This is a genomic window from Mycobacterium heckeshornense (assembly GCF_016592155.1).
Taxonomy (GTDB): domain Bacteria; phylum Actinomycetota; class Actinomycetes; order Mycobacteriales; family Mycobacteriaceae; genus Mycobacterium; species Mycobacterium heckeshornense.
Genome location: NZ_AP024237.1, coordinates 1,587,236 through 1,600,926 on the forward strand (window position 1 = coordinate 1,587,236; position 13,691 = coordinate 1,600,926).

A 13,691-nucleotide genomic window follows, 5' to 3' on the forward strand; every position below is an offset into this window, starting at 1 on the left:
CTACTCCTGCCGTCAGGTGTTAGGGGTGTCGGGCCGGGATCTGCGTCGTCGGGATCGCCGGTTCGCCGTGCGACAACATCAGACCCTCCCACGGCAGGCTGCGCAATCCGGATGCCACCAGATTTCGCGCGGCGGATATGTCCGTGTCGGCCACCACCTTGCCGCCTCGCACCAGTGGGACCGTCAATATCCGGCATGGCCCGGCGACGTCGGGGCGCTGGCCTGCGGGATGCACGACTTCCTCGGTGATCGTGCCCGTCGGGCGTGACAGCCGAAGGGCTTCCTTGTGGCCGCCCTGAGATTCCTTGTGGCTGCTGCGCTTCTGCACCGGTATCCCGTCCACCTCAACCAGCTTGTAGATCATGTTCGCTGTCGGCGCGCCCGACCCGGTGACCAGCGCGGTGCCGACACCGTAGCTGTCGACCGGCTCCGCGCCCAACGCGGCGATGGCGAACTCGTCGAGATCGCCGGACACGATGATCCGCGTCTGCGTCGCTCCCAGGCCGTCGAGCTGCTCGCGCACCTGGCGGGCCAGCACGCCCAGCTCGCCGGAGTCGATCCGGACCCCGCCGAGCGCGGGGCCGGCGGCAGCCACCGCATTGGCCACGCCGGTGGTGACGTCGTAGGTGTCCACCAGCAGTGTGGTGTCGGTGCCCAGCGCGTCGACTTGGGCGCGAAACGCGGCCAGCTCGTCGGGTCCGTCGGGGTGCGTGTGCAACAAGGTGAATGCGTGCGCGGCGGTGCCTTCCGCCGGCACGCCGTATTGGCGCTGGGCCTGCAGATTCGACGTTGCGGCGAAGCCGCCGATATAAGCCGCGCGCGCGGCGGCGACCGCGGCCTGCTCGTGGGTTCTTCGCGAGCCCATTTCGATCACCGGCCGCTCACGGGCCGCGCTGACCATGCGCGCGGCCGCTGATGCGATGGCACTGTCGTGGTTGAAAATCGACAGCGCCAGAGTTTCCAGCACGATGCATTCGGCGAAGCTGCCCGTTACCGAAAGCACCGGGGACCCGGGGAAGTACAGTTCGCCTTCGGCGTAGCCGTCGATATCGCCGCGAAACGCATAGCCGCGCAAGTATTCCAAGGTCGCCGGGTCCAGGAACTCCGCCAGCAACGTCAGCGCATCGTCGTCGAACCTGAAACTCGGCAACGCGTCGAGGAACCGGCCGGTGCCGGCGACCACCCCGTAGCGGCGGCCGTCCGGGAGCCGGCGGGCGAACAGCTCGAAGGTGGTGCGGCGCTCGGCGGTACCGTCGCGCAGCGCCGCCGCCAGCATGGTCAACTCGTACTTGTCGGTCAGCAGCCCAGCGCACGCCGAGTCGTTCACACCGCAACGGTATCGGGTTGCGCCGCCGCGGCTCGGTATCCTGGGAGCATGGTTGCGTCTGCGCCGACTAAGCCGGAAACCACCGGGCAACGCCACGTCGATCCGGGTGACGTCACGGCCAGCCCGTGGGTGACGATCGTGTGGGACGATCCGGTCAACCTGATGACCTACGTCACGTATGTCTTCCAGAAACTCTTCGGCTACAGCGAGCCGCACGCCACCAAGCTGATGCTGCAGGTGCACAACGAAGGCAAGGCCGTGGTCTCGTCGGGCAGCCGAGAACAGATGGAAGTCGACGTGTCCAAACTGCATGCGGCCGGGTTGTGGGCCACCATGCAGCAGGACCGGTGACGGGTCAGAGGACAGCCAGGACACGGTGCGCAAGTGGAAGCGGGTCGAGACCGCGGACGGTCCCCGTTTTCGGTCCGCGTTGGCTCCGCATGAGGCCGCCCTGCTGAAAAGCCTCGTCGGTTCGCTGATCGGCATGCTCGATCAACGCGAATCTTCCCTGCCGCCCGATGAACTCGAGCAGATCACCGGGATGAGGACAGGTAATTCCCGGCCGCCCGAAGATGCGACGCTGCGGCGGCTGCTGCCCGACTTCCACCGCCCTGACGACGACGATCCCCGCGCCGCCGACAGCCTTAATGCGGCTTTGCGCAGTTTGCATGAGCCCGAGATCATCGACGCCAAACGTGTTGCAGCCCAACAATTATTGGAAACCGTTCCAGACGACGGCGGTCGGTTCGAGTTGACCGAGCAGGCCGCCAACGCCTGGATCGCGGCCGTCAACGACATCCGGCTGGCGCTGGGCACCATGCTCGGCATCAGCCCGGACGGGCCGGAGCGCCTGCCGGACGACCATCCGCTGGCCCCGCACCTCGACGTCTACCAGTGGCTGACAGTCCTGCAGGAATACCTGGTCTTGGCGTTGATGGGGCGCCGATGACGCCGATGGTCACGCGATGAACTCGATCACCGACGTCGGAGGTATCCTCGTCGGCCACTACCACCGGTTGGATCCCGACGCGGCCATGGGGACGGGCTGGGCCCGCGGCGTCACCGTCGTGGTAACCCCGCCCGGAACGATCGGCGCCGTCGACGCCCGCGGCGGGGCGCCCGGCAGCCGGGAAACCGACCTGCTCGACCCCGCCAACAGTGTCCGCTATGTCGACGCGGTGCTGATCGCCGGCGGCAGCGCCTACGGCTTGGCGGCCGCCGACGGTGTGATGCGCTGGCTAGAGGAACGCGGCCGCGGCGTGGCCATGCCCGGTGGGGTTGTGCCCATCGTGCCGGGTGCGGTGATCTTCGATCTGTACGTCGGCGACTGGCGCTGCCGGCCGACGGCCGACTTCGGATACGCGGCCTGTGAAGCGGCCGCTGTCGAGGTCGGCGTCGGCACGGTTGGTGCCGGGGTGGGGGCACGTGCCGGCGTGCTCAAGGGGGGTGTCGGCACGGCGTCGATGACACTGGAGTGCGGGGCGACGGTCGGCGCGTTGGTAGTGGTGAACTCTGCGGGCAATGTCGTCGACCAGAGCACCGGGCTGCCCTGGCTGGCGTATCTGGCCGACGAGTTCGGGCTGGCGCCGCCGCCAGCCGAGCAGCTGGCCGACCTGGCAGCACTGGAATCGCCGGTGAGCTCGCTGAACACCGCCGTTGCGGTGGTGGCCACCGACGCCGCGCTGAGCCCAGCCGCTTGCCGGCAGGTCGCGAGCACCGCCCACGACGGTCTGGCCCGCAGCATCCGCCCGGCGCACACCCCGGTGGACGGCGATATGGTGTTCGGGCTGGCGACCGGGGCCGTCGAGGTAGCGCCACCTGCGGACACACCGGCCGCGTTCTCCCCGGAGACGGCGCTGGTGACGGCGATAGGCGCGGCAGCGGCCGACTGCGTGGCGTGTGCCGTGCTGGCCGGGGTTATCGCCGCCGAGCCGGTGGCCGGAATACCGACCTACCGCGGCATGTTGCCCGGAGCGTTCGACCGGCAGCGCCGGGGATGATGCTTAAGCGACGAGGAGGAACGGCGCAGATGACGAGAGGAAAACGGTGACGTGCTGGTGATCCGGGCCGATCTGGTGGACGCGATGGTCGCCCATGCGCGCGCTGACCATCCCGACGAGGCGTGCGGGGTGCTCGCGGGCCCGGAGGGCTCCGATCGTCCCGAGCGGCACATCCCGATGGTCAACGCCGAACGCTCGCCCACCTTCTACCGTTTCGACTCCGCCGAGCAGCTCAAGGTGTGGCGCGAGCTGGAAGCATCAGGCGACACGCCGGTCGTGATCTACCACTCGCACACCGCAACGGAGGCGTACCCGAGCCGAACCGATGTGAATCTGGCCGCCGAGCCCGATGCCCACTACGTACTGGTGTCCACCCGCGACCCCGACCAGTACGAGCTGCGCAGCTACCGCATCGTCGACGGCGTGGTCACCGAAGAGCCGGTCAAAGTCGTCGAGCGCTACCGAGAGCCCTGAAGGAAGGCCCATGAGCGTCACTGTGTCGATCCCCACCATCCTGCGGCCCCACACCAAGGGGCAAAAGCGTGTCGAAGCGAGCGGGGACACGCTGCGTGCGGTCATCAGCGACCTGGAAGCCAACTACTCGGGCATTTCCGAGCGGCTGGTCGAAAACGGCAAACTGCACCGCTTCGTCAACATCTACGTCAACGACGAGGACGTCCGGTTTTCCGGCGGCCTGGACACTGCGATCTCCGACGGCGACACCATCACCATCCTGCCGGCCGTCGCCGGTGGCTGAACGTGACCCGATACGACTCGCTGCTGGCCGCGCTGGGCAATACGCCATTGGTCGGTTTGCCGCGCCTGTCGCCGCGCTGGGACGACGGGCCCGACGGCCCACACGTGCGGCTGTGGGCCAAACTCGAAGACCGAAACCCGACCGGGTCGATCAAGGACCGCCCGGCGCTGCGGATGATCGAGCAGGCCGAGGCCGGCGGGTTGCTGTCGCCCGGCGCGACCATCCTCGAACCGACCAGCGGCAACACCGGGATCTCGCTGGCCGTCGCGGCCCGGCTCAAGGGCTACCGGCTGATCTGCGTGATGCCGGAAAACACCTCGGTCGAACGCCGTCAGCTGCTCGAGCTGTACGGCGCGCAGATCATCTTCTCGCCCGCACAGGGCGGCTCCAACACCGCTGTCGCCAAAGCCAAGGAACTGGCCGCGGCCAACCCGTCCTGGGTGATGCTCTATCAGTACGGCAACCCGGCCAACACCGATTCGCACTATTGCGGCACCGGTCCTGAACTGCTGGCCGACTTGCCCGAGATCACGCACTTCGTCGCTGGGCTGGGCACCACCGGCACCCTGATGGGCACCGGACGGTACCTGCGCGAGCGGGTGCCCGACGTGCGGATCGTGGCAGCGGAGCCCCGCTACGGCGAGGGGGTCTACGCGCTGCGCAATATCGACGAGGGTTTCGTGCCCGAGCTGTACGACCCTGACGTGTTGACCACTCGCTACTCGGTCGGTTCGGCCGATGCGGTGCGCCGTACCCGGGAATTAATCGACGCCGAAGGCATCTTCGCGGGCATTTCCACCGGGGCCGTGCTGCATGCCGCCCTAGGGGTGGCCGCAAAGGCGCTGGCGGCCAAGGAGCGCGCGGACATCGCGTTCGTGGTCGCTGACGCGGGGTGGAAGTACCTGTCCACCGGCGCCTACACCGGTAGCCTTGACGAGGCTGAGGACGCGCTGGAAGGACAGCTATGGGCGTAAGCGGGCCGACTCGATACCCCGCGGCCCGCCAAACGCAAAAGCGCTCCCGGTGGGAGGTCGGCGGGGTCACCATCATCAGCTTCGTGGCGTTGCTGTACGTCGCCGAGCTGGTCGATGAGCTGGACGGCCACGCCCTGGACCGCAACGGCATCCGGCCGCTGGAGACCGACGGCCTGTGGGGCATCATCTTCGCGCCGCTGCTACACGCCAACTGGGCGCACCTGATGGCCAACACCGGACCGGCATTGGTGCTCGGTTTCCTGGTCACCTTGTCCGGCCTGGCCCGATTCGTCTGGGCCACCGCCATCGTTTGGGTTATCGGCGGCTTCGGTACCTGGTTGATCGGCAACGTTGGTTCGGTGTGCGGGGAGACCGACCACATCGGCGCTTCCGGCCTCGTCTTCGGTTGGCTCACCTTTCTGGTGGTCTTCGGACTGTTCACCCGCAACCCGTGGCAGATCGCGGTCGGGCTCTTGGTGCTGTTCTTCTATGGCGGCATCCTGTGGGGCGCGGTTCCGGTGCTGAACATGTGCGGCGGCGTGTCCTGGCAGGCGCATCTATGCGGCGGCATCGCCGGTGTGCTGGCCGCGTATCTGCTGTCCGGCCCGGAACGCGCAACCCGTGCCCGACGAACACCCCGCCCGGGTCGCACATGACATCGCAGCTGGCGCCCATCGGGATTTTCGACTCCGGGGTGGGAGGGCTCACCGTCGCGCGCGCGATCATCGACCAGCTGCCCGACGAGGACATCATCTACGTCGGCGACACCGCCAACGGCCCTTATGGCCCGCTCACCATCCCGGAGATTCGTGCGCACGCGCTGGCCATCGGCGATGACCTGGTCGACCGCGGCGTCAAGGCACTGGTGATCGCCTGCAATTCGGCGTCCTCGGCTTGCCTGCGCGATGCCCGTGAACGCTACGACGTACCGGTCGTCGAAGTGATCTTGCCGGCGGTGCGACGGGCGGTCGCCGCCACCCGCAACGGGCGTATCGGGGTGATCGGCACCCGGGCGACCATCGCCTCGCACAGCTATCAGGACGCGTTTGCCGCGGCTCCAGACACCGAGATCACCGCGGTGGCCTGCCCCCGGTTCGTCGACTTCGTCGAGCGCGGAATCACCAGCGGTCGCCAGGTGCTCGGGCTGGCCGAGGGCTACCTGGAACCGCTACAGCGGGCCGGGGTCGACACCTTGGTGCTCGGCTGCACGCACTATCCGTTGCTGTCCGGGATCATCCAGCTGGCCATGGGGGAGAGCGTCACACTGGTCTCCAGTGCCGAAGAGACCGCCAAGCAACTGGTCCGGGTGCTGACTGAACAGGAGCTACTGCGGCCACATGACGCCCCGCCCGCCACACGGGTATTCGAAGCCACCGGCGACCCCGACGCTTTCACCAAGCTGGCGGCGCGATTTCTGGGTCCGGCGATCACAAGCGTGCAACCGGTGCACCGTCATTCGCCCGCCCACTAGCGCAGTGCGGTGATGCTGATCGCAGGGCAAAGAGGCGATGTTTTCGCCAATCAGGCACCGGGCATGGCACAGTAGTGACCGTGCGAATGACGGTGCTCGGCTGCTCTGGCAGTGTGGTGGGTCCAGATTCGCCGGCATCGGGGTATTTGTTACGGGCGCCGGATACCCCACCGCTGGTTATCGACTTCGGTGGGGGAGTGCTCGGTGCGCTGCAACATCAAACCGATCCCGCTTCGGTGCATGTGCTGCTTTCGCACCTGCATGCCGACCACTGCCTGGATTTACCCGGCCTGTTCGTGTGGCGTCGCTACCACCCGACGCCCCCGGAGGGGAAGGCGTTGATGTACGGGCCAAGCGACACCTGGGCGCGACTCGGTGCGGCGTCCTCACCCTACGGTGGCGAGATCGACGACTTCTCCGACGTCTTCGAGATCCGGCACTGGGTCGACGGTGAGCCGGTGACCGTAGGGGCGTTGACCGTGCTGCCCCGAGTGGTGGCGCACCCGACCGAGTCTTACGGCTTGCGGATCACCGATCCAGGCGGTGCGACATTCGTCTACAGCGGCGACACCGGCTGCTGCGATTCCCTTGTCGAGCTGGCGCGCGATGCCGACGTCTTTTTGTGCGAGGCGTCGTGGACGCATTCGCCGAAGCGACCATGCAACCTGCATATGTCGGGCACCGAGGCCGGGCGGGTGGCGACCGAAGCCGGTGTGCGCGAACTGTTGCTCACCCACATTCCGCCGTGGACGTCTCGCGAGGACGTCATCAGCGAGGCCAAGGCCGAGTTCCACGGTCCCGTGCATGCGGTGGTGTGCGGTGAGACCTTCGAGATCAAGCACTTTTAAAGCTCGAACATTAGGGTTGACCGGTGTCTACACGAGAAGACGGCCGCCTCGACGACGAGCTGCGCCCGGTGGTCATCACCCGCGGGTTCACGTCCAACCCGGCCGGATCGGTGCTCGTTGAATTCGGCCGCACCAAGGTCATGTGCGCAGCGAGCGTGGTCGAAGGCGTGCCGCGCTGGCGCAAAGAATCCGGATTAGGTTGGCTCACAGCCGAATACGCGATGCTGCCGGCGGCTACCCATACTCGCGGCGACCGGGAATCGGTGAGGGGCCGGCTCAGCGGGCGCACCCAGGAAATCAGCCGGTTGATCGGCCGCTCCCTGCGGGCTTGCATCGACCTCGCGGCGTTAGGGGAGAACACCATCGCGATCGACTGCGATGTGTTGCAAGCCGATGGCGGCACCCGCACCGCGGCTGTCACCGGAGCCTATGTGGCGCTGGCCGACGCGGTGACCTACTTGTCGGCGGCCGGGAAGCTCTCCGATCCGCGGCCGCTGTCGTGCGCGATCGCCGCGGTCAGCGTCGGAGTGGTTGACGGCCGGATCCGTGTCGACCTGGACTACGCGGAAGACGCACGCGCCGAGGTCGACATGAACGTGGTCGCCACCGACACCGGAACCCTGGTCGAGGTGCAGGGCACCGGCGAGGGTGCGACGTTTCCGCGCTCGACGCTGGACAAGCTGCTCGACGCCGCGCTGGGCGCCTGCGACAAGTTGTTCGCCGCGCAGCGGGAAGCGTTGGCGCTGCCGTACCCGGGTGTGCTGCCCGAGGGGCCCGCTGCGCAGAAGGCGTTCGGAACCTGACTGCCCTGCTGGTCGCCAGCCGCAACCGCAAGAAGCTGGCCGAGTTGCGGCGGGTGCTGGACAGTGCTGGTATTGCGGCGCTCAAGCTGATATCGCTCGACGATGTGCCGGCTTTCGACGAGATCCCCGAAACCGGTGCCACGTTCGAGGACAACGCGCTGGCCAAGGCACGCGGCGGGTTCGCTGCCACGGGATTGGCTTGTGTTGCCGACGACTCCGGCTTGGAGGTGGTCGCGTTAAACGGTATGCCCGGGGTGCTGTCGGCGCGCTGGGCCGGCGTGCACGGCGACGACGCCGCCAACACCGCGTTGCTGTTGGCGCAACTGCGTGACGTGCCCGACGAGCGGCGTGGCGCGAGATTTGTGTCGGCGTGCGCGCTGGTATCAGGGTCGGGCGAGGTCGTGGTGCGTGGGGAGTGGCCAGGCGTGATCGCGCGCGAGCCGCGCGGTGACGGTGGTTTCGGCTATGACCCCGTGTTCGTTCCGGAAGGCGAGACACGCACCGCGGCTCAGCTCAGCCCGGCCGAGAAGGACGCGCTTTCACATCGGGGTCGCGCGCTGAGGTTGCTGCTGCCCGCGTTGCGCGCGCTCACCTAACGATTAGCGGCGCGACTGTGCGAATTCACCCGGGACACGTCGCGTGGACCGGACAAAATGGCACAGCCGGCGAGTTAGAGCGCGAAATTCGCCCTGACGCTTCTGGTTTGGAAATGTTCGACGATGATGCCCAGCAGCGGGATAGTGCCGGATAGCAGCACACCAATCGTCTTCGCGATCGGCCAGCGGACCTTGACCGCGAGATTGAATGCGGCCAGCACATAGGTGAAATAAACCCAGCCGTGCACCACCTCGATCCACCGGATTTCGTGGTGGAAAACCAAGTGCGAGACGATCTCGTAACACAGCGCGATCAGCCAGATACCGGTCGTCCACGCCATCACGCGGTAACCCAGCAGGGCCGTGCGGATCTTTTCGACGGGCACGGCCGGCGCGGCCGGCCGCGCCTCGTGGCTCTCGGGCGTGGTCATGTGGTGGTCCTCTTCTGTCTTTCGTGGTCTGACCTGGCCAGCTCGGCAAGGTAAGCGTTGTATTCCCGCAGCGCCGGATCGTCGACCGGTGGCGGCGCGGGCTGCGGCCGCTCGGGTAGCAGTCCGGGTGGTATCTCGGTCATGACGTGGTGCTTGCGCGGCTGCGGGGGCGCTTCCTCATAGCGGACGAACTTGCAGTATGCGTACACACAGAACCCTGCAAATAGCGGCCACTGCAGTGCGTACCCGAGGTTCTGGAAGGTTCCCGACGCCGACTGGAATCTGGTCCACTGCCACCAGCCCAGGGCAAGGCAGCCAGCGGCGGCGATGATGACCAGCGCGATCAGTGCGGGCCTTCGACGACGCGTAGTGGACACCTTTCGACGGTACCGTGGTGCAGCTCAGGCGCGTGTCGTGACCTGGCGCGACGCACACGTTGAGGCGTGCCACCGCGGACGTGCGGTAGACGGTGACACTCCGCGCTTGTCCGGCGTCGCGCATAGCGTCGCTGCCGCGACCGGACCGCGGATGTTCGGCCGGCCGGGTGGAGATGATTGCTTGGTTTGTGGGCCACAACTTAGTCGGCGCCACCGACCGATCGGCCATTCGAATTAGGCGTTACGATCGGTGGGTCCCGCGGGCGTGATGGAACTGGGATACATGCCGGTTTTAGGTGCCGGTGCTCGAAAGAGCATGAGGGTTCGAATCCCTCCGCCCGCACTGATTAAGTGTGCTTAACTGTGTTGGCACACAATGGCTTTCATATTGGCGAGTTACCCCCAGGGCCGATAGTGGACACAGCTTTCGGCATGGTGTGACGGCCGCGGCCCCGAGATCGCGGCCGAACCAGTTGCGGGTAGGTGTGCCACATCAACTCTTTTGGCTTGCTGCTTTTGACATCCATTGCTGCACAAGCATATTGACGCGCTCACAGGTGATACGCAGGGTTCTTGCGCACCAGCGCTTTCGGGGGCTCCGACAGCCGAAAACAGCCATGATCACCACCAGGGCCACCAGGCCGGTCGTCGGCGTCGTCGCAGTGCGACGTTCATCGGCAGGCGGGCGTGGCGGCGTGGCTCTGTTCAGCAGCCGCGATGAGTTTGTACCATTCCGTCTTACGGCGATGTCGCCGCGGCACACGAACGGTTACCCTGCCGCGTTGAGGCTGTGGCAATACGCTTAATGCCGGCGTCTCCGCGAAGGAGAGGGATCATGCGGCGGTTGTGGTCTCCGAGAACGGCTGTCAGCGTGCCGACCCGGAATCCGTGGGACGCGAGGGCGTCCGCGGTCCTTGCGACGATGTCTGGCGGCCCGCTTCTCCCGCGGCACGGCTTTGGGACGTGGCCCTGATGAACTGGTCAGATGGTGCGGCCACGGCGTTCGGCGTCCTGCTGACGATCGGATTGGCCGGCCTGGCGTTGGTCGTGATGGATTTCTTCGCGGGCCCGACGCGAGAGGCCGAGCAGCCGGCACAGATCCTGGCTGGTCCGCGACACCGCTACCGCCACTGGCGCACCGAGCAAGCCTGGGCCGTTGCCGACCGGAAACTGCCGCGACGGGAGTTGAAAGCCGACGCGCGGGCGTGGGGTCAGGCCGCGGAGGCCGAGGCGGTGGCCGCCCAGGCGCGGGCGCGGGCCGGCGCCGCCGAGGCCGAGGCCCTGGCCGCCGAAGCCGGAATTTTGGCGGCCCAGGCCGACGCGCTGGCCGCCCAGGCGCGGGCGCAAGCCGAGGCCGCCGAGGCCGAGGCCCTGGCCACCAAGGAGCGGGAGCGGGCGCGGGCGCAAGCCGAGGCCGCCGAGGCCGAGGCGGCGGCTGCCGAGGCGCGGGCGCGGGGGCAAGCCGGCCAGGCCGAGGCCCTGGCCGCCCAGGCGAGGGAGCGGGCGCGGGCGCGGACCGAAGCCGCCGAAGCCGAGGCGCTGGCCGCACAGGCGCGGGCGCAAGCGGAGGCCGCCGAGGCCGAGGCGCTGGCCGCCGAGGCGCGGGCGCGGGCGGCTGCTGGAGAAGCGGAAGCTCTGGCCGCCGAGGCGCGGGCGCAAGCGGAGGCCGCCGAGGCCGAGGCGGTGGCCGCCGAGGCGCGGGCGCGGGGACAAGCCAGCCAGGCCGAGGCGCTGGCAGCTCAGGCGCGGGAGCGGGCGCGGGAGCGGGCGAAAGCCGCCGAGGCCGAAGCTCTGGCCGCCGAGGCCCGGGCGCGGGCCGAGGCCGCCGAGGCCGAAGCGGTGGCCGCCGAGGCGCGGGCGCGGGGACAAGCCGCCGAGGCCGAAGCGGTGGCCGCCGAGGCGCGGGCGCTGGCGATCAGGCTGCGGCTTGAGGCCGAAGCCAGTGCCAAGCCGCCTCGCCGGCCCGACTAGGGCATGCGCTCAAGCGCGATTCGCCGCGCCACCGCCACGCTGTCGCGCGGCCCACTGCAACTTCTCAGCGGTCGCGGCCGCCCCGGTGGACAAACCAGATGCTTAAGGCGACGGAAGCGACCACGGCGATGCTGAGCAAGACGGTGGTTGTCATCGCCATAATCTATTCGGTGGGCTCCGAGCACCCGGTCATCCGCACGGAGAGCCGACGGCCGGGCGGGATAACGCCGCGCGCTAGACGGGATGGGCAGCGAACCATCCCAGCAACAAGTCAGCGACGGCATCGGGCTGTTCGTCGGGTATCCAGTGAGACACGCCCCGCAGAATCTCGGCGAGCGTTGGTGTCGTAGCGGATTCGCCCCGGGTCGCGCCGACGCACCCCAAGCGCCACGTCAGCATTGCGTCTCGATCTTGAAGTCTGCCGTCTTCGGGGTAGACGGGTCTTCCGTATTGGTCCCTTGCGCGGTGCCGGTGATTCTGTAGGTGCCGTTGGTGAAAGTCGCCTCCGCCTTGCCGACACCGGCGTCGGCAAGGCCGGTGAAGCCGTCGACGTTGTTGATGTTGACGCTCTCGGCTTTCGGGTCATCAGACCCTAGCCGCAGCATGGCCTGCACATTGCCCGGGGCCGCGCCGATGTCGACGGTCACCAGCCACTCAACTTGAGTGCACGACACGGCATGTGAGGTCCGGGTATTGCCGTCGACGGTGATCCGAGCGGTTTTCGGGGGCACGGTTTCAGTGCGCGAACATCCCAGACCGCCGGCAAGAACGGCCAAAGCGACCACCGCCGTCGCGACCAACCGGTGTTTCACCGGGCACCTCCGTTCCCACAGCCACGCGCTGCTGTTCGGCTGCACCAGTTTCTACCAGCTCGGCGCGTGCTTTGCGGGGTTATCCACGGTGCTGCCCGGTTGCCGTATGCCTTACAGTTGACGGATCAGTGCGACAACTTCACCGGCTGTCTCGGAGGCGCGTTGCCGAAAAGCATGACCCAGCCCGTCGCTGCCGCCAGTGGCCCCTGGGGGATCCAGCGGTGAGCGCGGCGTTGTCCATACCCCGATACCCCCATGACGTTACCCGTGACTGGCTTGCGGCCATCCTCCGCGACCGTGGGACGCCGGTCGAGGTCTCCGAGGTGACCGTGGTGCCCATCGGTACCGGACAGACGGGTGCGACGTTTCGGGTGTCAGTCGGCTACGGCGCGGCCCCTGCGGGTTTGCCGGATACCTTCGTCATAAAATTGCCGGCTCAGGACGACGCCGTGCGTGACCGCGTCGTCATCGGTTACCGCAGCGAGTGTGCCTTCTACTCCACAATCGCCGAGCGGGTGCAGATCCCGACACCGCAGTGCTTCTACTGCGAGATCACCGAAGATGCCACGCAATATGCGCTGCTGCTCGCCGATCAGGCGCCGGCTGTGCAGGGCGATCAAATCGCGGGCTGTAACGAGCGGGAGGCCCGACTTGCGGTGAGGGCGCTGGCTGGTCTGCACGGCCCGAGCTGGTGCGATCCGGCGTGGCTGGATTTCCCCGGCATCGCCTTCGCGCGGCCGGATGAGGCGTCCGCCCAGGGTCTCGGCGAGGTCGCCCGAATGAGTGCCGATATCACGCTGGGCAAGCTCGGCGACCGGATGAGCGCAGTAGACCGCGAAACCTTCACCAGCATAATGGATTTGGTCAGACCCTGGCTCTTGGCAGAACGCGACCGATTCGCGTTGCTGCATGGCGACTACCGGCTCGACAACATGCTGTTCGACCGCCGGGCCAACACCGTCACCGTCGTCGATTGGCAGACGCTCGGCGTGGGGCTGCCGGCACGCGATCTCGCCTACTTCACGGCCACCAGTCTGAGCCCGGATCTGCGTTCGGCGATCGAAGAGGATCTTGTCGAGGAGTATCACCGGATGTTGTCCGGCTACGGCGTCACCGACTATGACGGTGAAACGTGTTGGCGTGACTACCGACTCGGCATGCCGCAAGCACCGCTGATATCTGCGCTAGGTTTCGCATTCGCCACCGCCACCGACCGCGGCGACGATATGGTGTTGACGATGCTGCAGCGCGGCTGTCGCGCGATCCGCGAGCTTGGGACGCTGGAACTGATCGGCTGAGGATGTGCCGGGGCGAAGGCCGCTTT

Annotated in this window: 17 protein-coding genes and 1 tRNA gene; 14 read left to right on the forward strand and 4 right to left on the reverse strand. The window is 67.5% G+C overall.

Annotated features, from left to right (window positions below; translation table 11 throughout):
* Nucleotides 1-19: 19 nt before the first annotated feature.
* Nucleotides 20-1,366 (reverse strand): nicotinate phosphoribosyltransferase, encoded by a 1,347-nt coding sequence (locus MHEC_RS07675; RefSeq protein WP_172442102.1) that lies wholly within the window; start codon nt 1,364-1,366, stop codon nt 20-22.
* 9 nt (nt 1,367-1,375) lie between these two features.
* Between MHEC_RS07675 and clpS the strand changes: the two genes are divergently transcribed.
* The 11 genes from clpS (at nt 1,376) to rdgB (ending at nt 8,776) form a co-directional block, all read left to right on the forward strand.
* A complete protein-coding gene (clpS, locus tag MHEC_RS07680) occupies nt 1,376-1,678 on the forward strand; it encodes an ATP-dependent Clp protease adapter ClpS (protein ID WP_048892995.1) in 303 nt (100 codons plus the stop codon).
* Between the two features lie 25 nt (nt 1,679-1,703).
* On the forward strand, nt 1,704-2,276 hold the full coding sequence (gene aosR / locus MHEC_RS07685) for an oxidative stress transcriptional regulator AosR (protein WP_048892996.1): 573 nt from the start codon (nt 1,704-1,706) through the stop codon (nt 2,274-2,276).
* Nucleotides 2,277-2,292: 16 nt separating this feature from the next.
* The gene (locus tag MHEC_RS07690) at nt 2,293-3,327 is read left to right on the forward strand and encodes a P1 family peptidase (protein ID WP_048892997.1); all 1,035 of its coding nucleotides are present in this window, start codon (nt 2,293-2,295) and stop codon (nt 3,325-3,327) included.
* Nucleotides 3,328-3,378: 51 nt separating this feature from the next.
* Entirely contained in the window at nt 3,379-3,801 is a 423-nt protein-coding gene (locus MHEC_RS07695; RefSeq protein ID WP_048892998.1) for a M67 family metallopeptidase, read from the forward strand.
* 10 nt (nt 3,802-3,811) lie between these two features.
* Nucleotides 3,812-4,084 carry a MoaD/ThiS family protein gene (locus MHEC_RS07700; protein ID WP_048892999.1) on the forward strand — a complete coding sequence of 91 codons (273 nt, stop codon included), beginning with the start codon at nt 3,812-3,814 and terminating at the stop codon, nt 4,082-4,084.
* A gap of 2 nt (nt 4,085-4,086) precedes the next feature.
* Nucleotides 4,087-5,058, forward strand: coding sequence for a cysteine synthase (locus MHEC_RS07705; protein ID WP_048893000.1), 972 nt, complete (start codon nt 4,087-4,089; stop codon nt 5,056-5,058).
* Complete coding sequence (locus tag MHEC_RS07710) at nt 5,049-5,714, forward strand: rhomboid family intramembrane serine protease (RefSeq protein WP_048893001.1); 666 nt, start codon at nt 5,049-5,051, stop codon at nt 5,712-5,714. Before MHEC_RS07705 ends, MHEC_RS07710 begins: the two co-directional genes overlap by 10 nt.
* Nucleotides 5,711-6,529, forward strand: a complete 819-nt coding sequence (gene murI / locus MHEC_RS07715) for a glutamate racemase (protein ID WP_048893002.1) — start codon at nt 5,711-5,713, stop codon at nt 6,527-6,529. The genes MHEC_RS07710 and murI overlap by 4 nt, the downstream gene beginning before the upstream one ends.
* Before the next feature lie 74 nt (nt 6,530-6,603).
* Complete coding sequence (locus tag MHEC_RS07720) at nt 6,604-7,377, forward strand: cyclic nucleotide-degrading phosphodiesterase (RefSeq protein ID WP_082169986.1); 774 nt, start codon at nt 6,604-6,606, stop codon at nt 7,375-7,377.
* A 23-nt stretch (nt 7,378-7,400) separates the two neighbouring features.
* Nucleotides 7,401-8,180 (forward strand): ribonuclease PH, encoded by a 780-nt coding sequence (gene rph / locus MHEC_RS07725; RefSeq protein WP_048893003.1) that lies wholly within the window; start codon nt 7,401-7,403, stop codon nt 8,178-8,180.
* Entirely contained in the window at nt 8,177-8,776 is a 600-nt protein-coding gene (gene rdgB, locus MHEC_RS07730; RefSeq protein WP_048893004.1) for an RdgB/HAM1 family non-canonical purine NTP pyrophosphatase, read from the forward strand. Before rph ends, rdgB begins: the two co-directional genes overlap by 4 nt.
* Before the next feature lie 74 nt (nt 8,777-8,850).
* Here the strand turns inward: rdgB and MHEC_RS07735 are convergent, their stop codons facing one another.
* Together MHEC_RS07735 and MHEC_RS07740 are read right to left on the reverse strand one after the other, a co-directional pair.
* Nucleotides 8,851-9,207: a DUF3817 domain-containing protein gene (locus tag MHEC_RS07735; RefSeq protein ID WP_048893005.1), complete on the reverse strand. Its 357-nt coding sequence runs from the start codon at nt 9,205-9,207 to the stop codon at nt 8,851-8,853.
* Nucleotides 9,204-9,584 carry a lipoprotein LprD gene (locus MHEC_RS07740; RefSeq protein ID WP_048893006.1) on the reverse strand — a complete coding sequence of 127 codons (381 nt, stop codon included), beginning with the start codon at nt 9,582-9,584 and terminating at the stop codon, nt 9,204-9,206. The genes MHEC_RS07735 and MHEC_RS07740 overlap by 4 nt, the downstream gene beginning before the upstream one ends.
* A 259-nt stretch (nt 9,585-9,843) precedes the next feature.
* Between MHEC_RS07740 and MHEC_RS07745 the strand changes: the two genes are divergently transcribed.
* Both MHEC_RS07745 and MHEC_RS07750 read left to right on the forward strand, forming a co-directional pair.
* A tRNA-Leu gene (locus MHEC_RS07745) sits at nt 9,844-9,927 on the forward strand.
* A 629-nt stretch (nt 9,928-10,556) separates the two neighbouring features.
* Entirely contained in the window at nt 10,557-11,555 is a 999-nt protein-coding gene (locus MHEC_RS07750) for a hypothetical protein (RefSeq protein ID WP_142358636.1), read from the forward strand.
* Between the two features lie 392 nt (nt 11,556-11,947).
* On the opposite strand, the gene MHEC_RS07755 is transcribed toward MHEC_RS07750, so the two are convergent.
* Nucleotides 11,948-12,412 (reverse strand): lipoprotein LpqH, encoded by a 465-nt coding sequence (locus MHEC_RS07755; RefSeq protein WP_048893007.1) that lies wholly within the window; start codon nt 12,410-12,412, stop codon nt 11,948-11,950.
* Nucleotides 12,413-12,588: 176 nt separating this feature from the next.
* Here MHEC_RS07755 and MHEC_RS07760 point away from each other — a divergent pair, with 176 nt between their 5' ends.
* Nucleotides 12,589-13,665: a phosphotransferase family protein gene (locus MHEC_RS07760; RefSeq protein ID WP_048893008.1), complete on the forward strand. Its 1,077-nt coding sequence runs from the start codon at nt 12,589-12,591 to the stop codon at nt 13,663-13,665.
* Nucleotides 13,666-13,691: the final 26 nt, after the last annotated feature.

Excerpts from the sequence above, each read along its gene's own strand:
- clpS (WP_048892995.1), top strand. The coding sequence starts at position 1,376 with ATGGTTGCGTCTGCGCCGACTAAGCCGGAAACCACCGGGCAACGCCAC.
- MHEC_RS07690 (WP_048892997.1), top strand. The coding sequence starts at position 2,293 with ATGAACTCGATCACCGACGTCGGAGGTATCCTCGTCGGCCACTACCAC.
- MHEC_RS07700 (WP_048892999.1), top strand. The coding sequence starts at position 3,812 with ATGAGCGTCACTGTGTCGATCCCCACCATCCTGCGGCCCCACACCAAG.
- MHEC_RS07710 (WP_048893001.1), top strand. The coding sequence starts at position 5,049 with ATGGGCGTAAGCGGGCCGACTCGATACCCCGCGGCCCGCCAAACGCAA.
- murI (WP_048893002.1), top strand. The coding sequence starts at position 5,711 with ATGACATCGCAGCTGGCGCCCATCGGGATTTTCGACTCCGGGGTGGGA.
- MHEC_RS07735 (WP_048893005.1), bottom strand. The coding sequence starts at position 9,207 with ATGACCACGCCCGAGAGCCACGAGGCGCGGCCGGCCGCGCCGGCCGTG.
- MHEC_RS07750 (WP_142358636.1), top strand. The coding sequence starts at position 10,557 with ATGAACTGGTCAGATGGTGCGGCCACGGCGTTCGGCGTCCTGCTGACG.